This window comes from Brevundimonas sp. 357, assembly GCF_003938605.1.
Taxonomy (GTDB): domain Bacteria; phylum Pseudomonadota; class Alphaproteobacteria; order Caulobacterales; family Caulobacteraceae; genus Brevundimonas.
Genome location: NZ_RHWX01000004.1, coordinates 68,428 through 90,002, shown reverse-complemented (window position 1 = coordinate 90,002; position 21,575 = coordinate 68,428). Strand labels below are relative to the sequence as shown.

At 68.5% G+C, this 21,575-nt stretch carries 24 protein-coding genes, 1 tRNA gene and 1 riboswitch; of the genes, 5 read left to right on the top strand and 20 right to left on the bottom strand.

Features of this window, described 5'->3' with window-relative positions; genetic code table 11:
* Nucleotides 1-64: 64 nt before the first annotated feature.
* Together EGK63_RS04970 and EGK63_RS04965 are read left to right on the top strand one after the other, a co-directional pair.
* Nucleotides 65-316 carry a transglycosylase gene (locus EGK63_RS04970; RefSeq protein ID WP_125900201.1) on the top strand — a complete coding sequence of 84 codons (252 nt, stop codon included), beginning with the start codon at nt 65-67 and terminating at the stop codon, nt 314-316.
* Nucleotides 316-513, top strand: a complete 198-nt coding sequence (locus EGK63_RS04965; protein WP_125900200.1) for a DUF2842 domain-containing protein — start codon at nt 316-318, stop codon at nt 511-513. Before EGK63_RS04970 ends, EGK63_RS04965 begins: the two co-directional genes overlap by 1 nt.
* A 3-nt stretch (nt 514-516) precedes the next feature.
* Here the strand turns inward: EGK63_RS04965 and EGK63_RS04960 are convergent, their stop codons facing one another.
* Genes EGK63_RS04960 through EGK63_RS04905 form a run of 12 tightly spaced genes read right to left on the bottom strand, consistent with a single transcriptional unit; the run spans nt 517 to nt 11,795 of the window.
* Nucleotides 517-891 carry a DUF1636 domain-containing protein gene (locus EGK63_RS04960; RefSeq protein WP_125900199.1) on the bottom strand — a complete coding sequence of 125 codons (375 nt, stop codon included), beginning with the start codon at nt 889-891 and terminating at the stop codon, nt 517-519.
* Nucleotides 891-1,508 (bottom strand): cob(I)yrinic acid a,c-diamide adenosyltransferase, encoded by a 618-nt coding sequence (cobO, locus tag EGK63_RS04955; protein ID WP_125900198.1) that lies wholly within the window; start codon nt 1,506-1,508, stop codon nt 891-893. Before cobO ends, EGK63_RS04960 begins: the two co-directional genes overlap by 1 nt.
* Nucleotides 1,505-2,023 (bottom strand): tyrosine phosphatase family protein, encoded by a 519-nt coding sequence (locus EGK63_RS04950; RefSeq protein ID WP_125900197.1) that lies wholly within the window; start codon nt 2,021-2,023, stop codon nt 1,505-1,507. The genes cobO and EGK63_RS04950 overlap by 4 nt, the downstream gene beginning before the upstream one ends.
* Nucleotides 2,020-2,787: an adenosylcobinamide-GDP ribazoletransferase gene (cobS, locus tag EGK63_RS04945; protein ID WP_125900196.1), complete on the bottom strand. Its 768-nt coding sequence runs from the start codon at nt 2,785-2,787 to the stop codon at nt 2,020-2,022. The genes EGK63_RS04950 and cobS overlap by 4 nt, the downstream gene beginning before the upstream one ends.
* Nucleotides 2,784-3,827, bottom strand: a complete 1,044-nt coding sequence (gene cobT, locus EGK63_RS04940; RefSeq protein ID WP_125900195.1) for a nicotinate-nucleotide--dimethylbenzimidazole phosphoribosyltransferase — start codon at nt 3,825-3,827, stop codon at nt 2,784-2,786. The genes cobS and cobT overlap by 4 nt, the downstream gene beginning before the upstream one ends.
* The gene (locus tag EGK63_RS04935; protein WP_125900194.1) at nt 3,824-5,296 is read right to left on the bottom strand and encodes a cobyric acid synthase; all 1,473 of its coding nucleotides are present in this window, start codon (nt 5,294-5,296) and stop codon (nt 3,824-3,826) included. The genes cobT and EGK63_RS04935 overlap by 4 nt, the downstream gene beginning before the upstream one ends.
* A complete protein-coding gene (gene cbiB / locus EGK63_RS04930; RefSeq protein WP_243637580.1) occupies nt 5,284-6,231 on the bottom strand; it encodes an adenosylcobinamide-phosphate synthase CbiB in 948 nt (315 codons plus the stop codon). Before cbiB ends, EGK63_RS04935 begins: the two co-directional genes overlap by 13 nt.
* On the bottom strand, nt 6,221-6,997 hold the full coding sequence (locus EGK63_RS04925; protein WP_125900193.1) for an ABC transporter ATP-binding protein: 777 nt from the start codon (nt 6,995-6,997) through the stop codon (nt 6,221-6,223). Before EGK63_RS04925 ends, cbiB begins: the two co-directional genes overlap by 11 nt.
* Nucleotides 6,994-7,977, bottom strand: a complete 984-nt coding sequence (locus EGK63_RS04920; RefSeq protein ID WP_125900192.1) for an iron ABC transporter permease — start codon at nt 7,975-7,977, stop codon at nt 6,994-6,996. The genes EGK63_RS04925 and EGK63_RS04920 overlap by 4 nt, the downstream gene beginning before the upstream one ends.
* Nucleotides 7,974-8,825: an ABC transporter substrate-binding protein gene (locus EGK63_RS04915; RefSeq protein ID WP_243637579.1), complete on the bottom strand. Its 852-nt coding sequence runs from the start codon at nt 8,823-8,825 to the stop codon at nt 7,974-7,976. Before EGK63_RS04915 ends, EGK63_RS04920 begins: the two co-directional genes overlap by 4 nt.
* A complete protein-coding gene (gene cobD / locus EGK63_RS04910; RefSeq protein ID WP_125900191.1) occupies nt 8,822-9,832 on the bottom strand; it encodes a threonine-phosphate decarboxylase CobD in 1,011 nt (336 codons plus the stop codon). Before cobD ends, EGK63_RS04915 begins: the two co-directional genes overlap by 4 nt.
* Nucleotides 9,833-9,836: 4 nt before the next feature.
* Complete coding sequence (locus tag EGK63_RS04905; RefSeq protein ID WP_125900190.1) at nt 9,837-11,795, bottom strand: TonB-dependent siderophore receptor; 1,959 nt, start codon at nt 11,793-11,795, stop codon at nt 9,837-9,839.
* Nucleotides 11,796-11,926: 131 nt separating this feature from the next.
* Nucleotides 11,927-12,136: riboswitch (cobalamin riboswitch) on the bottom strand.
* A 39-nt stretch (nt 12,137-12,175) separates the two neighbouring features.
* On the opposite strand from EGK63_RS04905, the gene cobU reads away from it, so the two are divergent.
* Nucleotides 12,176-12,697 (top strand): bifunctional adenosylcobinamide kinase/adenosylcobinamide-phosphate guanylyltransferase, encoded by a 522-nt coding sequence (gene cobU / locus EGK63_RS04900; protein ID WP_125900189.1) that lies wholly within the window; start codon nt 12,176-12,178, stop codon nt 12,695-12,697.
* A 68-nt stretch (nt 12,698-12,765) separates the two neighbouring features.
* Here the strand turns inward: cobU and EGK63_RS04895 are convergent, their stop codons facing one another.
* From EGK63_RS04895 to EGK63_RS04870, 6 genes are all read right to left on the bottom strand, one after another.
* Entirely contained in the window at nt 12,766-14,037 is a 1,272-nt protein-coding gene (locus tag EGK63_RS04895; RefSeq protein ID WP_125900188.1) for a dicarboxylate/amino acid:cation symporter, read from the bottom strand.
* A 163-nt stretch (nt 14,038-14,200) separates the two neighbouring features.
* On the bottom strand, nt 14,201-15,004 hold the full coding sequence (locus EGK63_RS04890) for an MBL fold metallo-hydrolase (RefSeq protein ID WP_125900187.1): 804 nt from the start codon (nt 15,002-15,004) through the stop codon (nt 14,201-14,203).
* Nucleotides 15,001-15,786: a TatD family hydrolase gene (locus tag EGK63_RS04885; RefSeq protein WP_125900186.1), complete on the bottom strand. Its 786-nt coding sequence runs from the start codon at nt 15,784-15,786 to the stop codon at nt 15,001-15,003. Before EGK63_RS04885 ends, EGK63_RS04890 begins: the two co-directional genes overlap by 4 nt.
* A gap of 15 nt (nt 15,787-15,801) precedes the next feature.
* Nucleotides 15,802-16,782, bottom strand: a complete 981-nt coding sequence (locus EGK63_RS04880) for a DNA polymerase III subunit delta' (protein WP_125900185.1) — start codon at nt 16,780-16,782, stop codon at nt 15,802-15,804.
* Nucleotides 16,779-17,405, bottom strand: a complete 627-nt coding sequence (gene tmk / locus EGK63_RS04875) for a dTMP kinase (RefSeq protein ID WP_125900184.1) — start codon at nt 17,403-17,405, stop codon at nt 16,779-16,781. The genes EGK63_RS04880 and tmk overlap by 4 nt, the downstream gene beginning before the upstream one ends.
* A 40-nt stretch (nt 17,406-17,445) precedes the next feature.
* Nucleotides 17,446-18,357: a septal ring lytic transglycosylase RlpA family protein gene (locus EGK63_RS04870; RefSeq protein ID WP_125900183.1), complete on the bottom strand. Its 912-nt coding sequence runs from the start codon at nt 18,355-18,357 to the stop codon at nt 17,446-17,448.
* Nucleotides 18,358-18,494: 137 nt separating this feature from the next.
* Here EGK63_RS04870 and EGK63_RS04865 point away from each other — a divergent pair, with 137 nt between their 5' ends.
* Together EGK63_RS04865 and EGK63_RS04860 are read left to right on the top strand one after the other, a co-directional pair.
* Complete coding sequence (locus EGK63_RS04865; RefSeq protein WP_243637578.1) at nt 18,495-19,427, top strand: DMT family transporter; 933 nt, start codon at nt 18,495-18,497, stop codon at nt 19,425-19,427.
* 66 nt (nt 19,428-19,493) lie between these two features.
* Nucleotides 19,494-19,583: transfer RNA gene (locus EGK63_RS04860), tRNA-Ser, on the top strand.
* A 22-nt stretch (nt 19,584-19,605) separates the two neighbouring features.
* On the opposite strand, the gene EGK63_RS16880 is transcribed toward EGK63_RS04860, so the two are convergent.
* Together EGK63_RS16880 and EGK63_RS04855 are read right to left on the bottom strand one after the other, a co-directional pair.
* Complete coding sequence (locus EGK63_RS16880) at nt 19,606-19,734, bottom strand: hypothetical protein (RefSeq protein ID WP_256375756.1); 129 nt, start codon at nt 19,732-19,734, stop codon at nt 19,606-19,608.
* Between the two features lie 70 nt (nt 19,735-19,804).
* The gene (locus EGK63_RS04855; RefSeq protein ID WP_125900181.1) at nt 19,805-21,457 is read right to left on the bottom strand and encodes a CTP synthase; all 1,653 of its coding nucleotides are present in this window, start codon (nt 21,455-21,457) and stop codon (nt 19,805-19,807) included.
* Nucleotides 21,458-21,575: the final 118 nt, after the last annotated feature.

The window sequence follows — 21,575 nt, the reverse complement described above, 5'->3', positions numbered from 1 at the left end:
GCGAGACAAGATCGAGTCGCTTTCTTCGCCAAAGCGTCGCACAGCAGTCAGGGAGCGCCGGTCGGTGCCATATATCGAGATCGCCATCGCCGTCGTCGGCGCCCTGACCCTGGCGTGGATCGCCGATCTGCTGACGGGCCGCAGAGGAATCGGAGCTGTCATCCTGGTCGCCCTGGTCAGCGGGGCGTGCGGTGCCTTCCTGGCTATTCGGGTTTTCGCCATCGCCACCCTGGCCGACTGGGCATGGCTGCCCTGGTCAATGGCGGCGACGGTGATCGGTCTGGCCGCCTTCTTCCTGTTCCGGAGCAAACGCTGATGCCGCCGCGCGCACGCCGCTTCGTCGCCACCCTGGGCGTGATCTTCTTCCTGATCTTCTGGATCTGGGGGGCGGTGACGCTGCACGATCTGCTGCCGGACGCCTGGTGGATCGATCTGATCTTCTTCACCGTCGCGGGCGTCGGTTGGGGCCTTCCGCTCATTCCCTTGCTGCGCTGGGCCGAGCGAGAAAAATAGGCTCTAGACCGTAGGCAGGCGGGCGATGAAGTGGCCCTTCATCCCCTCGGGCCAGTCGCGATAGGGCACAGCGCCGTCCGGGCTGGCGGCGTAGCGGCGCGCGAAATCGACGATGGCCTCGGCGGCGTTGGCGGTCGGCGTGAAGGTTCCGGCCAGGTAGCCGGGCTTTCCACCCTGGGCCAGATAGACGGTGCAATGGCTGCGGCAGGCCCACAGGCAGGCCTGCTCCTCGACCCGCAGTTCGGGCGCGACCCGCGCCGCCGCCGCCACGGCCTGAAGCAGCCGTTGTCCGCCGCAGACGCCGTCCGCGTCCACGGGCTCGTCCGACGACAGACGGCAGGTGGTGCAGACGACCAATCGCGCCGTCGCCTCCGTCATCAGAACTCCACCCCGGCCTGGGCCTTCACCCCGCTGCGGAAGGGGTGCTTGACCATCTGCATGTCGGTGACGAGATCGGCCGCCGCGATCAGGGCCTCCGGGGCGTTGCGACCGGTGATGACGATGTGGGCGCCAGCCGGGCGGGCGGCCAGAACCTCCAGCACCTCCTCGACCGGCAGGTAGTCGTAGCGCAGGGCGATGTTCAGCTCGTCGCAGACGACCATCTTCCATTCCGGGTCCATGATGCGGGCCTTGGCGGCCTCCCAAGCGCGGCGGACGTTGGCGATGTCGGCGGCGCGGTCCTGGGTGTCCCAGGTGAAGCCCTCGCCCATCGGCCGCATCTCGACCAGGTCGGGGAAGCTGTCGAACAGGGTCTGCTCGCCCGTCTCCATCGCCCCCTTGATGAACTGGATGATGGAGGTCTTCATCCCGTGGCCGATCATGCGGCAGACCATGCCCATGGCCGCCGTCGACTTACCCTTGCCGGTTCCGGTGTGGACGATGACCAGGCCGCGCTCGACCGTCTTGGACTGCATCATCCGGGCGCGAGCGGCCTGGATGCGCTTCATCTTCTCGGCGTGGCGGGCGTTCAGTTCGTCGTCGTGCGGGTCGTTCATCGGCGGCCGTCTCCTTCGGCGGTCAGGTCCAGTTCAAAGGGCGCGCCCCAGTCGGTCTCGGCGCCCCGGCCGATGGCCTCGACGGCGCGGACCATAGCCCCGTCGCGATCCAGCAAGCGGTCTGCATGGGCGACGATCAGGGCATTGGGCGTGGCGGTCGGGGCGGCGTCTCGCAGACGCGCAGCCCACTCAGACTCGCGCCCCGGCGCCGTGCGGGCGCAGGCGACGACATAGGCCGCCGCCGTCGAGCGGCTGACCCCCGCCCAGCAATGGATCAGCAGAGACCGCGCGCCGCTCCATCCCTTCGAGAACGTCAAAAGGGCCTCGACGTGTTCGAGCGACGGCGCGACCAGACCCCCGCGCGGGGCGGCGATGTCGTTGAAACGCAGGTCCAGCCGATGTTCGGCCTCAAAGGCCGCTTCAGCCCCCGGCGAGGCCAGCGTCACCAGATGCGACGGCTGGTGCGCCGCCAGCAGCCGCTCAACCTGCGGCAGGGGCGAGACGATCAGCCTCATGTCGCCAGCAGCCCGGCGACGGCCAGCAGGAAGCCGACCTCGAACATCTGCTCCACCGCGCCCAGCACGTCGCCGGTACGCCCGCCGATCAGCCGTTGCGCCTGCCAGGCCGGAACCGCCCCGACGACCAGCCCCGCCGCCACGCCGACTACGCCCGCCGCAACCGGCAACAGGGCCAACGGCCACAGGGCGACCAGAACGGCGACCGTAAACCCCGTCATCGAGGCGCGGTCCGGCTTGCCCTCCTTGGCCATGCCGGGGTCGCCGCCATAGGACATCAGCGCCATCGCCCCGACCGCCGCCGCCCGGCCCAGTCCGTGTGATGCGACCAGCGCCGCCGCCGCCATCCACGGCGAGACGGCGACCAGCATCGCCAGCGCCGCCACCCGCAACGCCAGCGTCAGCCCCAGCGTCAGCGCGCCGTATGATCCGAGACGGCTGTCCTTCATGATCTCCAACCGCCGCGCCCGCGTCTGGCCGCCGCCCAGACCGTCGGCGGCGTCGGCCAGCCCGTCCTCGTGGAAGCCGCCAGTCAGGGCCACGCCCGCCGCCACGGCCAGCAGGGCCGCGATCCACGGGCTCCACACCTGGGCCGCGCCATACAGAATCGCCGCCGCGATCACGCCGACCACCTGCCCGACCAGCGGGAACCAGCGCGCGCTCTGCTGGATCCACTCGGGCTGGAAATCGCGCAGCGGCGGCGTCGGCAGGCGCGTCAGGAACTGCAGGGCGCAGACGAAGAGCCGCGCCTCGCGCCCGATCATCGCGCGGCCTCCAATATGTCCTTCAGCTCGGCCACATCGGATAGCAGGGCGCAGGCCGCCTTCAGCAGCGGCACGGCCAGCAGCGCGCCCGTCCCCTCGCCCAAACGCATGTCGAGGCCCAGCAGGGGTTGCGCCTCGACGGCCTCCAGCATCCGACGATGCCCCGCCTCGGCCGAGGCGTGGGCGAAGATGCAGTAGTCGCGCGCATCCGGCGCCAGCCGGATCGCCAGCAGGGCCGCCGCCGAACCGATGAAGCCGTCGACGACGACCGGCGCGCCCGCCTTCGCCGCGCCCAGCAGGGCCCCGGCCATCATGGCGATCTCGAAGCCGCCGAACTGGGTCAGCACCTCCAGCGGCGCCGTCGCGTCCGACCGAGCGGCGGCCTTAGCCAGCACAGCCTGTTTGCGCGCCATGCCCTCGGGCGAGTGGCCCGCCCCCTGCCCCACGCAGTCGGCCAGAGGCGCGGGCGCCAGTCGGTGCATCAGCAGGGCCGCCGAAGCGCTGTTGCCAATGCCCATTTCGCCCAGCGCGATCACATCGACGCCCTCGTCGATGGCGGCACGCGCCATGGCGGCGCCTTCCAGCAGGGCGGCCTGCGCCTGATCGGGCGTCATGGCGGGCTCGACCGAGGCGTCCTTCGTTCCCGGCGCGACCTTGGCGTGGATCAAGCCGGCCCGGTCTGACAGATCGGCGGCGACGCCCGCGTCGATCACCTGTACCTGCGCGCCGACGACCTTGGCGAAGGCGTTGGCGCTGGCCCGGCCCATCAGCAACGTATCGACCATGGCCACAGTCACCCCCGCCGGATAGGCCGCCACGCCCGAGCGCGTCAGCCCGTGATCCCCAGCGAAGACCAGCAGCACCGGCTGGGTCACGGTCGGGCGCAGAGTCTGCTGGATCAGACCCAGTGTCAGGGCCAGATCCTCGATCCGACCCAGGGCGCCGACCGGCTTGGCCTTGCCGTCCAGCGCCTCCCGCAGCGACGCGCGCAGCCCCTGATCCAGCGGCGGCACGGAGAAAAGCTCGGTCAGTTCGGTCATTTCAGTCCTGCAATCCGGGCCAGAGCCGGAATGTCGAAATGGGTTTCCAGCACGGCGGCGATGCGGTCCAGCGCCTGATCCACCCACGCGCCCTGATCCACGCGGTCAGACACGGCCCCGACCTCCGCTAGCAGGGCCGCCCGCGCCTCGGCCCGGTCGAACAGGCCGTGGACATAGAGGCCCGCGATCCGCCCGTCGCCCGAGCGCGCGCCGTGCGCCTCCCCGTCGATCATGGCGACCGGCCGCGCCGTGTCCGGGCCGCCGGTGCGGCCGATGTGGATCTCATAGCCCTCGATCGCCGCGCCCGAGGGCGTCAGCCGTCCCTCGACCCGGCGCAGGGTCTTGGCCCCCGCCAACACCGTCTCGACGTCCAGCAGGCCCAGCCCCGGCGCCGAACCCGCCACGCCCTCGACGCCGTCGGGATCGCTGATCGTGCGGCCCAGCATCTGATAGCCGCCGCACACGCCCAGCACACGCCCGCCGCGTCGCACATGGGCGGCGATGTCCACGTCCCAGCCCTGCGCGCGCAGGAAGGCCAGATCGGCCAGCGTCGCCTTGGTCCCCGGCAGGATGATCAAGTCCGCATCGCCCGGCAGGGCCTGCCCCGGCGGCACGAAGCCGAAGTCCACGCCCGGCTCATGCCGCAGCGGATCGAAGTCGTCGAAGTTGGCGATGCGCGACAGCATGGGCACGGCGATCCGCACCTTTCCGCCACGCGCGTCGGCCGACCGTTCCAGCACCACGGCGTCCTCGGCCGGAAGAGCCCGCGCATCCGCCAGCCACGGCGCCATGCCGAGGTCCGCCCAGCCCGTGCGCCGCGTGATCTCGGCCCGGCCCTGATCAAACAGGGCCGGATCGCCGCGAAACTTGTTGATGATGAAGCCCCGGATCATCGCCCGGTCTTCGTCGTCCAGCACCGCATGGGCGCCGACCAGGGAGGCGATCACATGGCCCCGGTCGATGTCGCCGACCAGCACCACCGGCACGTCCGCCGCGCGGGCGAAACCCATGTTGGCGATATCCCCGGCGCGCAGATTGGTCTCGGCCGGACTGCCCGCGCCCTCGACAATCACCAGATCGGCTTCAGCCTGAAGGCGACGGAAGCTGTCCAGCACCACGTCCAGCAGAGCGGCCTTGCGGTCCTGGTAACCCGCCGCCTGCCACACGCCCTCGACCTGACCGCGCACGACCAGCTGGGCGCCGGTGTCGCTCTGCGGCTTTAGCAGGACGGGATTCATGTCGACGGTCGCCGGGGTGCGGCAGGCCAGCGCCTGAAGCGCCTGGGCGCGGCCGATCTCGCCGGTGCGGCCAGCTTGATCGGGAGCTGTGACGGCGGCGTTGTTGGACATGTTCTGCGGTTTGAACGGCCGCACCTTCAGGCCGCGATTGGCGAAGACGCGGCACAGGCCCGCGACCAGCACCGACTTGCCCACGTCCGAGCCGCAGCCCTGGATCATCAGCGCGGCCATGCGAAGCCCCCGCCGATCAGCAGCATCAGCAACAGGGCGCAGGCGAGGCCGTAAACCTTCAGCCCGCGTTTCAGATCATGAGCGGACGGCGGCGCCCAGTCGCCGAAGACAGGTCGGTCGGTCATGACGCCGTCATAGCGGACCGGCCCGCCCAGTCGAACCCGCAGCGCGCCCGCCATGGCCGCCTCGGGCCACCCGGCGTTGGGCGAGGCGTGCCTGCCTGCATCGCGCCACATGATGCGCCAACCGCCTGCGCCGCCCAGAGCGATCAGGGCGCCCGCGATGCGCGCCGGGATCCAGTTCATCACGTCGTCGATCCGCGCCGCGGCCCAGCCGAAGGCCCGCCAGCGCAGCTCCCTGTGGCCGATCATGCTGTCGGCGGTGTTGATGGCCTTATAGGCAAACAGGCCCGGCAGGCCGCCGATCACGAACCAGAAGACCGGCGCGACCACGCCGTCGCAGAAGCTCTCGGCCAGGCTTTCCAGAGCGGCCGTCGCGACCTCGTTCTCGTCCATCGCCTCGACGTCGCGGCCGACGATCATGCCGACCGCCAGACGCGCGGCGGGCAGGTCGCCCGCCTTCAGCGGCCGAGCCACGGCGCGGACGTGGTCGAACAGGCTGCGCGCCGCCAGTCCCGTCGCGCCGCAGACTAACAGCAACGCCACCCCCGGCCAAAACGGCGAGGCGGCGGCCATCGCCTGTACGCCCCAGCCCGCCCCGCCTGCGACCGTGATCAGGATCAGGACCGTGACGACGCCCAGGATGCGGCGTGCGCCTTCGGGCCGTTCCGCCTTGTTCCAGCGCCGCTCCAGCACCGCGATCAGGGCGCCGAGCCACGCCACCGGATGCGACAGGCGCCGGGGCCAGCCGACGACGCCCTCGACCAGCAAAGCCCCCGCGACGATCCAGGGCATGGGCAGGCTGCTAACGGGCACGGCCGACCATCTCCAGCACCGGGCCGCGCGCGCCGTCCAGGGTGCGCGCCTCGACGCCGTACGCCGTCTTGAGCACCTCGGGCGACAGGGCCTCGGCCGGGGCGGCGTCGGCCAGCACGCGTCCCTCAGCCAGAACGATCACCCGATCCGCCACGCGCAAGGCCGCGTCGAGGTCGTGCAGGGTCAGGACGACGCCCCGCCCCTCTTCATCCGCCAGCCGCCGGAACAGGTCGCAGGCGTCCAGCACATGACCCGGATCGAGGCCCGCCAGCGGCTCGTCCGCCAGCAGCCATTGCGGTTCTCCGGCCAGGGCGCGGGCGATCAGGACGCGCGCCCGCTCGCCGCCCGACAGGGTCGAGACGACGCGGTCGGCGAACCCCTCCACCCCCGCCACGGCCATGGAGCGGGCCACGGCGGCGCGGTCGTCCGCCCTCAGGCCCCAGGCGCCGACGTAGGGGGTGCGGCCCAGGCCGACGAAGGTCCGCCCCTCGACCGCCCAGGCGATCTCGGCGTTCTGGGGCAGATAGGCGATGCGCCGTGAACGCGCGCGCGCAGGCAGATCGCGCAATGCTCGGCCGTCCAACATCACGCGGCCCGCGTCGGGCGTCCGCAGGGCCGCCAGACAGTCCAGCAGCGTCGACTTGCCCGCCCCGTTCGGTCCGACAATCGCCGTCACCAGCCCCGGCGCGAAGGCGGCGTCGACGCCGTTCAGCACCGCCTTGTCGCCCAGCCGGACAGACAGGTTCTCCGCGCTCAGGATACTCACGCCAGCTTCCTTCTCATGTTGATCAGCAGGGCCAGGAAGAAGGGGCCGCCCAGGGCCGCCATGGCCACGCCCAGCTTGATCTCGGTCGAAGCGGGCGTCAGCCGCACCAGAATGTCCGCCGCCAGCGTCAGAGCGGCGCCGCCCAGAGCCGAGGGCAGCAGCAGGCCGCTGGGCCGCGCGCCGATCAGGGGCCGCAGCAGATGCGGCACGATCAGGCCGACGAAGCCGATCGACCCCGTCACCGCCACCGCCGAACCGACCGCCAGGGCCGCCCCCAGCGCCAGCATCATCCGCCCGACGTCCAGCCGCACCCCCAACGACCGCGCCCCCGCCTCGCCCAGGGTCAGGGCGTCCAGCGTCCGCCCTTGGGTCAACAGCAGCAGGCAGCCCAGGATCATGCCCGGCGCCGCCAGCCTCAGCTCGACCACGCTGCGGTCGGCCAGCGACCCCATCAGCCAGTTGACGATCTCGTTCACCGCCCAGGGGTTGGGCGCCAGGTTCAGCGCCAGGGCCACGCCCGCCCCGGCCATGGTCTGAATCACCACCCCGGCCAGAATGAAGGTGACGACGCTGCTGGTCGCCCCCGCCAGGGCCAGCAGCAACAGCACGCCGATCCCCGCCCCGACCATGGCCACGACCGGCAGCACCCACGGCGCGCTGGCCGCCCCGCCCAGATAGAAGGTCAGCACCGCCCCCAGCGCCGCCATGGTCGAGACGCCCAGGATCGCCGGATCGGCCAGCGGGTTGCGCGTATAGCCCTGCAACGCCGCCCCGGTCAGGCCCAGCACCGCCCCGACCATCAGGGCCAGCACGGTGCGCGGCAGGCGCAGCTCGAACAGGATGGCCCAGGCGGGATCGCCGCGCTGGCTCGCCCAGTCGCTCCACGGAATCCAGACGCGGCCCGCGCTCATGCTGGCGACGGACAGGGCGACGATCAGGAGCAGAAGCCCGATCATCACCAGGGGACGCGGCAGGGTCATGTCAGGGCCTCCAGCGCCGTGCGGCGCGCGCGAGCCAGGGCGGCGGCGGTCTGGATCAGCACCGGCCCGCCGCAATAGAGCAGCTTCTCTTCCAGTTGCGCCTGCACCATCCGCCCGGACAGGGACTTCAGCGCCGGATGACGCATCACCCGGTCGGCCCAGGTGCGCGAGCCGCGCACCGGCACGCCGCTGAGCAACACCTGGGGCGGGTCGGCCAGCAGGCGCTCAACCGGGACATTGCCCCATTTGCCCAGGCCATAGCGGCCGGCGACATTCTCGAAACCGGCGCGGGTCATCATCTCGTCCATCAAGGTGCCGCGCCCGGCGGCGAAACCGTTGGGCTGGTAGATCAGGGCCGTCAGCGGCGCCGATCCCGGCGGCGGGGCGGCGGCGGCGATGGCCGCCTCGATGCGCGCGATCAGGGCCTGGCCCCGCGCCGGGCGGCCGACCAGGCGGGCGACCTCGCGCACCTGGTCCAGGCTTGCGGCCACGCTGTCGGGCACGGCGAACAGTTCGGTCTGGATGTTCAGACGGCCCAGGGCATTGCGGGTCGCCAGGGCGCTGTGGCGACTGGTCAGCACCAGATCGGGGCGCAGGGCGATGACCTCTTCCGCCGTCTCCCAGGTGAAGGGCAGGGTCTCGGCCACCTCGGAAATGGTCGAGCCGACCGGCTCGCGCGCATAGTGGCTGAGGGAGGCGATCTGCCCCCGGTCGGCGACGTGGACCAGGATGGCGTCAAGGCAGGCGTTCAGCGACACCACGCGGCGCGGCGCAGCGTCGGCCGCAGCCGGCCCGACGACCAGCATGGCTCCCGCGCCCGCCAGCGCCTGTCGCCGGCTCGCCCTCATCCGAAGGCCTCCAGCGCGCGTCGCAGTCGAGGGAAGTCGCGCTCGACCGGAACGCCGAAGCGCAGGGCGTCGGGCGTATGGTCGAACGGCCGGGTCAGGATGCCCGCGCGGCACAGGTGCTGGAACCAGCGCGCGGCGTGGGGCGTGCGCGTCATGCGGAACAGGCTGGTCCCGCCGATGATCTGGAACCCCGCCCGCGCCAGCAAGTCGTCCAGCCGATCGGCCCGCTCGGCCAGGGCCGCCTCGGTCCGGCGCCGCCAGGCCTCGTCAGCGTAGGCGCCCAGCCCCAGCGTCAGGGCGTCGGCGCTGACCGGCCAGTCGCCCTGAAGCGCGCGCAATCGCCGGATCAGCTCGGGCGCCGCCAGCATGAAGCCCAGCCGCACCCCGGCCAGACCGTAGAACTTACCGAACGAGCGCAGGACGATCAGCCCCGGCTCGGCCAGGTCCGACACGCTGTCGCCGGGCGCGCATTCGATGAAGGACTCGTCCGCCACCAGCCAGCGCCCCGCCTTGGACCGCGCCCGCGCCATGGCGATCAGATCGGCCCGCCGGGTCAGGCGCCCGTCGGGATTGTTCGGATTGACGACGACCAGCACGCCCGCCTGCGAGGCCGCCGCCTGATCCGGCGCGATCAGGCGCGTCGCCACGCCCGCCGCCCGCCAGGCCTCGGCATGGGCGCCGTAGGTCGGGCCGACGACCTCGACCGCCCGCACGCCCAGCAGCAGGGGCAGAAGACGGATCGCCGCTTCGGCTCCCGCGACCGCCGCCGTCCGCTCAGGCGAAGCGCCGAAGGCGGCCGCAGCGACCGCCTCCAACGCCGCCAGGGCGGCGGGATCGGGCAGGCGGTTCAGCGCCTCCTCCGACGCGCGCGCTCCCCGCCACGGCTCGGGATTGATCCCCGTGGACAGGTCCAGCCAGGGCTGCGGCGCGTCGGGATAGGCGGCGGCGGCCGTTATCAGGCCGCCGCCGTGCCGGGTCGCCGTCGTCAGGAACGCGGCGTCCTTCATCGCATCAGAACCGGACGCGAACGCCGCCGAACACGCCCTGGCCCGGCGCGCCGTAGTTCAGGACCGTCTGATAGTCCTCGTCGAAGGCGTTCTCGATCCGGCCGTAGATTTCGAGGGCGTCGTTGATCGGATAGGAGGCGCGCAGATCGACCAGGGTGTAGGCGTCGACCTTCGCCGTGTTCGTGTCGTTGTTGAACGTCTCGCCGACGTAACGCACCGCCACGCCCGTCTTCAGGCCGAAGGCGAAGGCGTAGTCGGCGGCGAAATTCGCCATATGCTCGGGACGGCGCGTCAGACGCTTGCCGTCCGCGGCGCCCGAGGCGCTCTTGGCGTCGGTCCAGGTGTAGTTGGCGCTGACGTTCAGGCGCTCCGTCACATCCACGCGGCCGACCAGTTCGACGCCTTGCGCCTCGGTCTTCTGGACGTTGCGGTAATAGCCCCAGCGGCCTGCGCCGTTGACGGTGCACAGCGGGTCCGTCGAGGGCGTCGAGCAGCCGTTGTAGCGGATCTCATTGTCCGCCTGGCGGTTGAAGTAGGTCGCCGAGACGACGGCGCGGTCGAACAGGCGCTGCTCGACGCCGATCTCCCAGCTGTCGAACTCTTCCGGTTGCAGGTTCAGATTGCCGTACTCGCTGTACAGCTCATACAGGCCCGGCGCGCGGAAGCCCTGGCCCCAGCTGGCGCGCACCACCGTATCGCCCTCGTTCAGGGCCCAGGCCGCCGCGACCTGGCCCAGCAGGTTGTCGCCATATTGCGCGTGGTCGTCATAGCGCAGGCCGCCGGTCAGGGTCAGGCCGTCCAGCACCGTCCACTGCACCTGGCCATAGGCGCTGTTCAGTTCGGCTTCGCCGCGGCCGAAGGCCGGGTTCGGGTTCCAGTCGCCGGGCGAGCGGGTCTTCATCTCCGACTTCTCGTGCTCCAGGCCGAAAGTCGCGTTCAGCGCCTCGGTGACGGCGAAGGCGCCCTGATACTCCCAGCGGCGGTTCTGGCCCTCGGCGTCAAAGGTCAGGGTCTGGACCTTGTTGTCCGGGTTGAAGTTGCGGCGGTCCGTGTCGGTATGGGCGTAGCCGATGCGGTTGCGGAACCGGCCGTCCAGCAGGTCGAAGTTCAGTCCGGCGTAGGCGACCAGCTCCTGGGTCTTGCCGTATTCGCGGCTGTCGCCGTTGAAGGCGTCGAAGTCGTTGCGGCCGCTGGACCAGACCGAGCGCAGGTCCAGGGACACCGCGTCCGTCACCTTGACGTTCAGGCGGCCGGACAGGCCGGTGTTGGTGTAGCCGTCGTCCTCGGTCCCCTTGGCGAAGGCCGAGAAGCCGTCGGTGTCATAGCGGCTGGCGGCCAGACGCCAGCTCAGGCGCTCACTGGCCCCGCCGATCCCGCCGCGGAAATAGGTCGTGCCGCGCGCGCCGGCCTCGGCGTCGAGGCCGCCTTGCAGGGCTTCGGTCGGTTCGGCGGTGACGATGTTGACCACGCCGCCGATGGCCTGGCTGCCCCACAGGGTCGACTGGGCGCCGCGCAGCACCTCGATGCGCGCCGTGTCGCCGACCAGCAGGTTGCCGAAGTTGAAGCCGCCCTGGGTCGAGGACGGGTCGTTCAGCTTGACCCCGTCGATCAGGACGACGGTGTGCTGGCTCTCAGCGCCGCGGATGTTGACGCCCGTCGAGGTGCCGACGCCGCCGTTGCGGGTGAAGCTGACGCCCGGCGTCTGGGCCAGAAGCTCGACCACGGCCGGGGTCTGGCGCGCCTCGATGGCGGCCTGGGTCAGGACAGTGACCGAGGCGCCGACGCGCTCGATCGGCTGGGCCGAGCGGTTGGCGGTGACGACCACGTCCTCGACGGCGGTGGCGCCGGCGCGGCCCGCCACGTCAGGAGCGGCGGCCTGTTGATCGACGGTTTCAGCGGCGAAAGCGGGAGCGGCGGCCATAAGGCTGGCGGCGGCCAGGGTAGCGAATGCGGTCCGGTTCATTCCGGGTCTCCATATGACGACGCCGCGCCGGACCGCCCGTCGCCCGGATGAGCGAAGGCGGCCGCTGACGCGGCTGGTTTACGACTGTCGTCACACGAGTTGCCTCGACCGCCCGGCACATCCCGACCGCACGGAGAACGACGGCGACAGGCAGGTCTCCTGGCTCGCGGATCAAGGCCGGTGCGCGTCGCCTTCCCAGCAGTCGTTCAGGCCGTGGCCTTCCGGACCGCCAGTGGCGTATGACGCGCGGGCTAGCCGCTTACAGTTGCGGGAACAGCCGGAGTTTCACACTCCGTTCCCTTTCAATCCCCTTTCGGGGAACCTGACGCGACCGTGGCAGTAGGACCGCGTGCGGTTCAGGTCAACCGGAGAGACGACGCATGACCCTAAGCCTGGTTCTCGGCGGCGCCCGTTCCGGCAAGAGCGGCTACGCCCAAAGGCAGGCTGAACAGGCCGCCGAGGCGGCGGGCCTCTCGCCCGTCTTCATCGCCACCGCCGAGGCTTTCGACGACGAGATGCGCGACCGCATCGCCCGCCATCAGGCCGAACGCGGCCAGGGCTGGCGCCAAATCGAAGCGCCGTTGGATCTGGCCGAGGCCGTGCGCGCCCTGTCGGCCGAGGATGTGGCGGTGGTCGACTGCCTGACCTTGTGGCTCAGCAATCAGATGCTGGCCGAGCGCGACCTGGCCCCCGCCGTCGATGAACTGGCCGCCGCCCTAACCGCCTGCCCAGCGCGCCTATGGGTCGTCAGCAACGAGGTTGGGTGGTCTCTGGTGCCGGACAACCCTCTGGGCCGCCGTTTCAGAGACGAGGCTGGTCGTCTGAACCAGCGAATCGCTGCCCTGGCGGACGAAACCTGGCTGATCGCGGCAGGCATGGGGTTGCCGCTGCAACGCCTCTGAACGCGGCTACGAAAAAGGGCGTGAAGGATGTTGCCTCCACGCCCTGATCTTGAACAGCCGGAGCCGGCTCAGACGGTGGCGGGTTGCGCCTGGCCGTCCTGCCCGTCGGCCTCGGGCATGTCATCCAGCTCGCCTTCCCACTTGGCGACCACGGCGGCGGCGACAGAGTTGCCGACGACGTTGGTGGCCGAGCGGCCCATGTCGAGCAGGTGGTCGACGCCCAGGACGATGGCGATCCATGCCTCAGGCAGGCCGAAGTAGGTCAGGGTCGCCATGATCACCACCAGCGACGCGCGCGGAATGCCGGCGATCCCCTTGGACGTCACCATCAGCAGCAGCAGCATGAATATCTGCTGCGACACGCTGAGCTGCACGCCGTGGGCCTGCATGATGAACATGGTGCCGAAGGTGCAGTAGAGCATCGACCCGTCCAGATTGAACGAATAGCCCAGCGGCAGGACGAAGCTGACGATACGGCGGCGCACGCCGACCTTGGGCAGGGCCTCCAGGATGCGCGGGTAGGCCGCTTCCGAACTGGCCGTCGAGAAGGCCAGCAGGGTTGGGGTGCGGATCTCGCGGAACAGCGGGATCACCCGCTTGCCCAGCACCACGGCTCCGGCCAGGAACAGCAAACCCCACAGCACGCCCATGGAGCCGTAGAAGCCCAGCACGAACTTGGCGTAGGTGCCCAGCATCTCGAGACCCTGGGTGGCGATAGTCGAGGCCAGGGCGGCGAAGATGGCGAAGGGCGCCAGCTTCATCACGAACTCGGTCACCTTCAGCATGATGGAGGCGGCCTGTTCGACCAGGTGCAGCACCGCCGGCGCCTTGTCGTCCAGGGCCGCGACCGCCGTTCCGACGAAGACCGAGAAGACGACGATCTGCAGAATCTCATTCTTGGCCATGGCGTCGAAGATCGAGGTCGGCACCAGATGGGTGATGAAGCCATGCAGGGAGAAGGCGTCCGTCGAAGCCGCCGGCGCGCTGGCCGCCACGGCTTCGGGCAGATGCATGTTCGCGCCGGGCTGCAGCAGCTGGACCATCACCAGGCCCAGCACCAGCGACACGATCGAGGCGCCGATGAACCAGGTCATGGTCTTGACGCCGATCCGTCCCACCGAGGCCGCGTCCTCCATGTGCGCAATGCCGGCCACCAGGGTCGTGAACACCAACGGCGCAATGATCATCTTGATCAGGCGCAGGAAGACGTCGGTGATCAGATTCAGGTTCGACGCCGCCGACGACGCCTGGTCTGCGGTCAGGAAGTGGTTCAGGCCCCAGCCCGTCAACACCCCGAGGACCATCGCCCCGATGATGAAGTAAGCGAACAAACGTTTCATACAGTCGTCCAGGCTCGCGTGACGGGAGCCCCGTCATCGCCGTTGTACCAATGGAGGGCCCCCACCCGCCGCAATTCAGGCAGCAGCGAATAAACGATAAAAACGTCGTCGCCCATCACATATTCTCCCGACGATCCATGTCGGATCAGACGCCGATGCGCGCCTAAGCCAACGACAGCCGGTCGCTCCAACCGTCGTAGGCGACGTCAACATGAGCCGGAAGCTCGCGTTTCAACCGCTGGTAATCCAAATCAATGTGCAGATTGGTCAGCACGGCCCGCTTCACTCTCGTACGCGCAATCCAGTCCAGCGCCTTGTCGACATGCGCGTGGGTCGGATGCGGCGTATAGCGAAGGGCGTCCAGAACCCACAAATCAGCCCCGCGCACCGCATCCAGAGCCGCTTCGTCAAGGTCAGATACATCGCTGGAATAAACCAGGCCGCCGATCCGGTAACCGACTGAACGGATCGGCCCGTGCGCCTGATCAAAGGTGACGACGGGCAGATCGCCCCCCGGTCCGGTCACGCTCCAGATCTCGCCGTGCGATGGAACCGACCTCGCCTCGACGATGGCGGGATAGCCGTGCTGGCTCTCGAAGATGTAGTCGAACCGCCGCGTCAGAGCCGTACGAGTCGCCTCATCCATCCAGGCGGGAATACGTCGCCGGGCATGGGCGGCGAAGACACGCAGATCATCAATGCCGTGAGTCTGATCTGCATGGTCATGGGTATAAAGAACGCCATCAACACGGCGGACTCCCGCCATCAGCATCTGCTGGCGGAAATCGGGCGAGGTATCGATGACCACGCTAGTCACGCCATCGGGGCCGTGAAGGCGGGCCAGCAAGGAGCAGCGCGTGCGCCGATTGCGCGGCTCGGCCGGATCGCAGTCGCCCCAGTCGCCGTCGCCGCGCGGCACTCCGCCCGATGAGCCGCACCCCAGGATGACGACCTCCAGCTCGCTCATTCCGCAGGCCTTGGGATACGATCGAACAGGTTGAAGAAGGCGTCGGCGGTCAGGCGCTCGGCCTGTTCGGGCGACCAGCCCCGAATCTCGGCCAGCTTAGCCAACACCAGGCCGACATAGGCCGGCTCATTGCGACGGCCCCGATGCGGAATCGGCGCCAGATAGGGGCAGTCTGTCTCGACGATGATGCGATCCTCTGGCATGCGCCGGATGACCTCCCTCACCTCCTCGGCGGCCTTGAAGGTGGCGATGCCGGAGACTGAGAACCAGCCGCCCAAGTCCATCGCCAGTTCCGCCAGTTCCATCCCGCTGGTGTAGCAGTGCATCAGGAACTTGAACGGCGCGCGGGCCTGCTCTTCACGCAGGATGTCGGCCATGACGCCATCCGCCTCGCGAGTATGGATCACCAGAGGCAGATCCGTGCGACGCGCCGCCTCTACGTGCTGGCGGAACACCGCCGCCTGAACATCGCGCGGACTGAGGTCGTAGTGGAAATCCAGTCCGCACTCGCCGATGCCGATGACCCGCGGACGTTGAGCCAGTTCGACCAGACGGTCAGCCGTCAGCCCGGCGTAATCCTTGGCCTCATGCGGATGGACCCCGACCGTGCACCAGATGTCGGCGTTGTTCATGGCCAGGGCGTGCGTAGCCTCGAAGGTGGACAGCTTGTCGGAAATCTCGACCATCAGCCGCACGCCCGCCTCTCTCGCGCGATCGATCACGGCGTCGCGGTCCTCGTCGAACTGGGGCGCGTGAAGATTGACGTGGCTGTCGATGATCATTTCAGGCGGACGCTCTCATACAGATGCCTTGACGCGGGCGATATCAGCCAGGGCGCCGGCCAGAGCATCTCCCTTGTCCATGTTCAGACCCGCCGCGCGATCCGGCAATTCCGACAACCGTCCCCACAGCTCAGCCCATTGCGCGCCCTCGCGCCCGCCGGTCTCGACCGCTCGCCGCTTCACCGCCGCGATCAGCCGATCCATCAGGGCCTCGAATCGCGCCTGCCCCTCGGCTCCGCGAAAACCGTCGGCGACAGCCAATTGCTCAGCGCGGTCCACGGCGCCGCCCTCGACCCAGGCGCGCGCCAGCCGATCTGTCTCGGACATGGCGCCGGAAGCCAGATCCAGGGCCGCGCCCGGCGAACCTCCGGCCATACGCGCGGCCTCGTCCGCCTCGGACGGCGAAACGCCCGTACGCTGCAGAACCAGTTCCGCCAGCCGATGTTCAGACCAGACGGGAAAGCTGAGACGGCGACATCGCGACCGGATGGTGGCCAGCAAACGGCCCGGCGCGTGCGTCACCAGGAACAGGACACCGCTTTCAGGCGGTTCCTCAAGAATTTTCAACAAGGCGTTGGCGGCATTGACGTTCAGGTCGTCTGCAGCGTCGATGATCGCCACCCGATGCCGCGCCTGAGACGGGCTCTTGGCGAAGAACTCGGGCAGATCACGCGCCTGTTCGACTGAGATCGACTTTTTCTGCTTGCCGCCCTCGACCAGACGCTCCAGCACCAGCAGATCAGGATGCGACTGGGCCGAAACCAGACGGCTGACCGGATCATGCGGCGAAGCGCCCAGCGGCCCGCGCGACAGGTCGGGCGCCGCGCCCAGCAGACGCCGCGCGGCGCGGTAAGCGAAACTGGCCTTGCCCGATCCCTCGCCCCCGCACAAAAGCCATGCGTGATGGAGACGGCCACGATCCAGGGCGTCCAGAAAGGCCTCCTCGGCCTTGAGGTCCGCGATCAGATCGAACCGGTCGCGCGGGTGCTCGCTCAAAGCAGCCGCGCCTCCACCACCGCCCAAAGGCGTTCGGACACCTCGTCCACCTCGCCCGTGGCGTCGATGACGACGCAGCGGTCGGGATGACGTTCGGCGACATCCAGAAACCCGTCACGCAACTTCTGATGGAAAGCCACGCCCTTGGATTCAAACCGAGTCTCGAACAGTCCACGGCCGAAGGCGCGCTCCAGCCCCACATCCACCGGCAGGTCGAACACCAGGGTCAGGTCCGGCTGATCGCCATCAACCACCGCCGCATCCAGCGCCTCGATCAGGCTTTCAGATACGCCGCCGCCCGCTCCCTGATAGACGCGGCTCGAATCGGCGAAGCGATCGCAGACGATCCAAGAGCCCGCAGCCAACGCCGGGCGGATGGTGCGCTCCAGATGGTCGGAACGGGCGGCGTACATCAACAGCGTTTCGGTGCGGGGCGACCAGCGGTCGGCCTCGCCCGAAACAGCGATGTTGCGGATTTCCTCCGCCCCCGGCGAACCGCCAGGCTCGCGCGTCTGAATCACGTCCAGACCCGCAGCGCGCAGCCGCTCGACCAACAGGCGCGCCTGAGTGGTCTTGCCGGCGCCTTCGCCGCCTTCGAACGTGATGAATCTGCCTCGCTGCACCTGCGCACAATGGCGACCCGGGCGAGGGACGCAAGACCCGTCAGCCGCCTATCAACAGGGCGTCGCTGAAACCACGCGCAATCACGGCCTGGCGCGCGCGTTCGGCGGCGGTCGCATCGGGCCAGGGGCCGACGACGACACGGAACAGGGGGCGGCCGTTGCGATCGACGTTCTGGATGGAAGCACGGTCGCCAAGACGTCGTGCGACCTCGTCGGCTCCACGTCTGTCCGCATAGGCGCCAGCCTGAACCCAATAGGCCGCGGCAGGCGACGTGGCGACCGGCGTCACATACGGCTGAACAGGCTGAGCCGGCAGCGGCGGCGGCATCGAAACCGGTGAAGGCTGCTCAACAGCGGCAGCTTCATAATAAGGACGCGGCCCGGATCCCCGCGTCGCTACCGGGGTTGAGCGTGGCGGCGACGCCTCCGCGCGTTGCATCGGCGTTCCGCCGCCCTGGCGCGGCGCACGACCGACATAGCGGACCCGCACCTCGCCAACGCCCTGGTTCAGCAGCCCCAACGCCTCCGCCGCGCCTTGCGAAAGGTCAATGATCCGACCATCCACAAAGGGCCCGCGGTCATTGACGCGCAGGATCGCTCGACGACCGTTCGCAGGATTGGTCACTTCGACCAGACTGGGCAGGGGCAATGTCTTGTGCGCAGCCGTAAGGGCGTTCATGTCGAAACGCTCGCCGGTCGAGGTCGAGCGTCCATGATGATACGCGCCGTACCACGACGCCTGCCCCGTTTCATCGTAGTTGGGCTGTTCCTTCGGGTGATACCAGCGCCCGCGCACCTGATATGGGCGCATGGTCCCGGACACGAAGGGCGCAGGGTCTGTCACCACGGGCGGATTCAGCGGCGCGTCACGTTCGCCCCCAAGGCTGGCGCACGCCGCCAGGGTCGAAAAGGCGGCGGCGACAATCGCGCCTTTCAACGTTCTGGCCCACATGATCAACGTACTCCGACCGACTGGAAACGCCGCCTTTATGGGCCAGGGGGTTTTCCGGTTTGGTTAACGCGGCGTTTGCGCCTATGAGCGCGACTGAACGTCGCGACTCTCCTTCCTCCCTCTCCCTGAAGCAGATCTTGACCCAACCGCTGTATCAGGCCCGCTCCGGGGTCTTCGTTCTTGCGACCCTGTGCTGCGCATTGTGGGGCAGCGCCTTCCCTGCCGTAAAAAGCGGCTACGCCCTGCTGCACATCGCTCAGAATGACATTCCCAGCCAGTTGGCGTTCGCAGGCTGGCGGTTCGCCCTGGCCGGATTGATCCTGCTGATCGTCGCCGCCGCGCTCAGAAAACCAATTCTGCGCTTCAGGCCTCGACAGGTCGCACAAGTCGCCCTGCTGGGCCTGACGCAGACCACGATTCAATACGTCTTCTTCTACATCGGCCTGGCTCACGCCACCGGCGTTAAGTCCTCGATCATGAACGCCACCAGCGTCTTTTTCAGCGTCGTACTGGCTCATTACCTCTATGCCGACGACCGTCTGAACGGGCGCAAGGCTCTGGGCTGCCTGATCGGCTTCCTGGGCGTCGTCGTCGTCAATCTAGGCGGAGCAGGATTGGGATTCGATTTCATACTGCTGGGCGAAGGCTTCATCGTCATCGCCGCCTTCATGCTGGCGGCGGCCTCCATCTATGGCAAGCGAATCTCTCGCGAGATGGACCCTATGGTCATGACTGGTTGGCAACTATTCATCGGCGGCGCCGTGCTGACCGGCGGCGGATGGGCGACGGGCGGCCACCTGGAGGCGCTGAACGCCGCATCTGGCGCCCTCTTGCTCTATCTGGCGCTGCTGTCCTCGGTCGCCTTCGCTGTGTGGAGCCTGTTGCTGAAGCACAATCCAGTCGGCCTGATCGCCGCCTTCAACTTCCTGATCCCTGTTTTCGGCGTGACGCTGTCCGCCGTTTTCCTGGGAGAATCCATGTTCAAATGGAGCTATCTGATCGCGCTGATCCTGGTCTGCGTCGGGATCTGGCTGGTTACCCGCTCAAGTCGATCACCCACCCGCAGCTAAGGCGCGCTTTCCACTTGGATCACATGCAGCTTTACGGCTATGCACGCGTGCGCGCCGAGTCGCGCTGGACAGGTGGCCGAGTGGTTTAAGGCAGCGGTCTTGAAAACCGCCGTAGGTGGAAGCCTACCGTGGGTTCGAATCCCACCCTGTCCGCCACTACGGATAGTGGCTGGCTTTCTCAGATCCCGAAAATCAAGCGCAGCGTCATTCGAGCCACGGCGTACGCCAGAAGCACGCCCAGCGTCAGGCTGATCGCAAATACCGCCTTAAAGTGGCGGTGCAGAAAGTAGAGAATGTCTCCGGCCATCGGCGTCGTTCCCAATCGTTAACGACAACTTGACACGAAATTCGGAGAACGCCGCTACAATCGTCTGTGATCAGACCAGACGGCTCTGCACCAGGGCCGCCTCGACGAAGCTGGCGAACAGCGGGTGCGGAGCGAAGGGGCGGCTGCGGTATTCAGGGTGATACTGCACGCCGATGAACCAAGGGTGATCCTTGCGCTCCACCGTCTCGGGCAGCACGCCGTCCGGCGACAGACCGGCGAAGAACAGGCCGCCCTTCTCCTCCACCGCCTGCCGGTAGTTGATGTTCACCTCATAGCGGTGACGGTGGCGCTCGTTGATATCGGTCTGGCCGTAGATCTCGGCGATCTTGGAGCCGGGCGCCAGGGTGGAAGCATAAGCGCCCAGACGCATGGTGCCGCCCAGATCGCCGCCCTGCTCGCGCTTCACGCGCTCATTGCCCTGGATCCACTCGGTCATCAGGCCGACGACGGGCTCTTCCGCCGGGCCGAACTCGGTCGAGGTCGCCTTGGGATAACCCGCCAGGTTCCGCGCCGCCTCGATCACCGCCATCTGCATGCCGAAGCAGATGCCGAAGTACGGGATCTTGCGCTCGCGGGCGTAGCGCGCCGCCTCGATCTTACCCTCGGCCCCGCGCTCGCCGAAGCCGCCGGGCACCAGGATGGCGTGGGCGCCTTCCAGCCGTTCGGCGCAAGCCTGCGGATCGCCGGCGAAGGTGTCGGCCTCGACCCAGTCGATGTTGACCTTGGCGTTGTTGGCGACGCCGCCGTGCTGCAGGGCCTCGATCAGCGACTTATAGGCGTCTTTCAGGACGGTGTATTTGCCGACCACGGCGATGGTGACTTCGCCGTCCGGGTGCAGGCGGCGGCGCACGATCTCGTTCCAGCCGGACAGCTCCGGCTCGGGCGCGTCCGTCATGCCGAAGTGGGCCAGCACCTGGGTGTCCAGGCCCTCGCGGTGATAGTCCAGCGGCACGGCGTAGATGTCAGCAGAGTCCATCGCCTGAATGACGCTGTCCGGGCGGACGTTGCAGAACTGAGCGATCTTGCGCTTCTCGTCAGCCGGGATCGGGGCTTCGGAGCGGCACAGCAGGATGTCGGGCTGGATGCCGATGGAGCGCAGTTCCTTGACCGAGTGCTGCGTCGGCTTGGTCTTCATCTCGCCCGCGGTCTTGATGAAGGGCAGCAGGGTCAGGTGGACGAAGCACGACTGGCCGCGCGGCAGATCCTGCTCCAGCTGACGGATCGCCTCGAAGAAGGGCAGGCCCTCGATGTCGCCGACCGTGCCGCCGATCTCGACCAGGACGAAGTCCACATCCTCGCCGCCGTCCGTCTTGGCCGGGTTCAGGCAGAACTGCTTGATCTGGTCGGTGACGTGCGGAATCACCTGGACCGTCGCGCCCAGATAGTCGCCGCGACGCTCCTTCTCGATGATCGTCTGATAGATGCGACCGGTCGTGATGTTGTCCGACTTGGCCGCCGAGACGCCGGTGAAGCGTTCATAGTGGCCCAGGTCGAGGTCCGTCTCGGCGCCGTCGTCGGTCACGAAGACCTCGCCGTGCTGATAGGGGCTCATCGTGCCCGGATCGACGTTGAGATAGGGGTCCAGCTTGCGCAGGCGGACCTTGTAGCCCCGCGCTTGCAGAAGAGCGCCGAGAGCGGCGGAAGCGAGGCCTTTTCCAAGAGAGGAAACCACGCCGCCGGTGATGAACACATAGCGAGCCATGGGCGGACACCTTACTCCATGATTCGTCCTGCGCGCAGGGGCTCAGGAAAAATCCAACTGTTGATCAAAAGAAGAAAGCGCGCCTTGCGGCGCGCTTCCCCAAAACTCGATGGCGGCG

Bases quoted from the DNA above. Each gene is read 5' to 3' on its own strand.
- EGK63_RS04920 (WP_125900192.1), bottom strand. From the start codon at position 7,977: ATGACCCTGCCGCGTCCCCTGGTGATGATCGGGCTTCTGCTCCTGATC.
- EGK63_RS04870 (WP_125900183.1), bottom strand. From the start codon at position 18,357: ATGTGGGCCAGAACGTTGAAAGGCGCGATTGTCGCCGCCGCCTTTTCG.
- cobS (WP_125900196.1), bottom strand. From the start codon at position 2,787: ATGATCGGGCGCGAGGCGCGGCTCTTCGTCTGCGCCCTGCAGTTCCTG.
- cobT (WP_125900195.1), bottom strand. From the start codon at position 3,827: ATGACCGAACTGACCGAGCTTTTCTCCGTGCCGCCGCTGGATCAGGGG.
- EGK63_RS04950 (WP_125900197.1), bottom strand. From the start codon at position 2,023: ATGAGGCTGATCGTCTCGCCCCTGCCGCAGGTTGAGCGGCTGCTGGCG.
- EGK63_RS04855 (WP_125900181.1), bottom strand. From the start codon at position 21,457: ATGGCTCGCTATGTGTTCATCACCGGCGGCGTGGTTTCCTCTCTTGGA.
- cobU (WP_125900189.1), top strand. From the start codon at position 12,176: ATGACCCTAAGCCTGGTTCTCGGCGGCGCCCGTTCCGGCAAGAGCGGC.
- EGK63_RS04935 (WP_125900194.1), bottom strand. From the start codon at position 5,296: ATGGCCGCGCTGATGATCCAGGGCTGCGGCTCGGACGTGGGCAAGTCG.
- cobO (WP_125900198.1), bottom strand. From the start codon at position 1,508: ATGAACGACCCGCACGACGACGAACTGAACGCCCGCCACGCCGAGAAG.
- EGK63_RS04885 (WP_125900186.1), bottom strand. From the start codon at position 15,786: ATGATCATCGACAGCCACGTCAATCTTCACGCGCCCCAGTTCGACGAG.
- EGK63_RS04960 (WP_125900199.1), bottom strand. From the start codon at position 891: ATGACGGAGGCGACGGCGCGATTGGTCGTCTGCACCACCTGCCGTCTG.
- EGK63_RS04915 (WP_243637579.1), bottom strand. From the start codon at position 8,825: ATGAGGGCGAGCCGGCGACAGGCGCTGGCGGGCGCGGGAGCCATGCTG.
- EGK63_RS04890 (WP_125900187.1), bottom strand. From the start codon at position 15,004: ATGAGCGAGCTGGAGGTCGTCATCCTGGGGTGCGGCTCATCGGGCGGA.
- EGK63_RS16880 (WP_256375756.1), bottom strand. From the start codon at position 19,734: ATGGCCGGAGACATTCTCTACTTTCTGCACCGCCACTTTAAGGCGGTA.
- EGK63_RS04905 (WP_125900190.1), bottom strand. From the start codon at position 11,795: ATGAACCGGACCGCATTCGCTACCCTGGCCGCCGCCAGCCTTATGGCC.
- EGK63_RS04965 (WP_125900200.1), top strand. From the start codon at position 316: ATGCCGCCGCGCGCACGCCGCTTCGTCGCCACCCTGGGCGTGATCTTC.
- cobD (WP_125900191.1), bottom strand. From the start codon at position 9,832: ATGAAGGACGCCGCGTTCCTGACGACGGCGACCCGGCACGGCGGCGGC.
- EGK63_RS04895 (WP_125900188.1), bottom strand. From the start codon at position 14,037: ATGAAACGTTTGTTCGCTTACTTCATCATCGGGGCGATGGTCCTCGGG.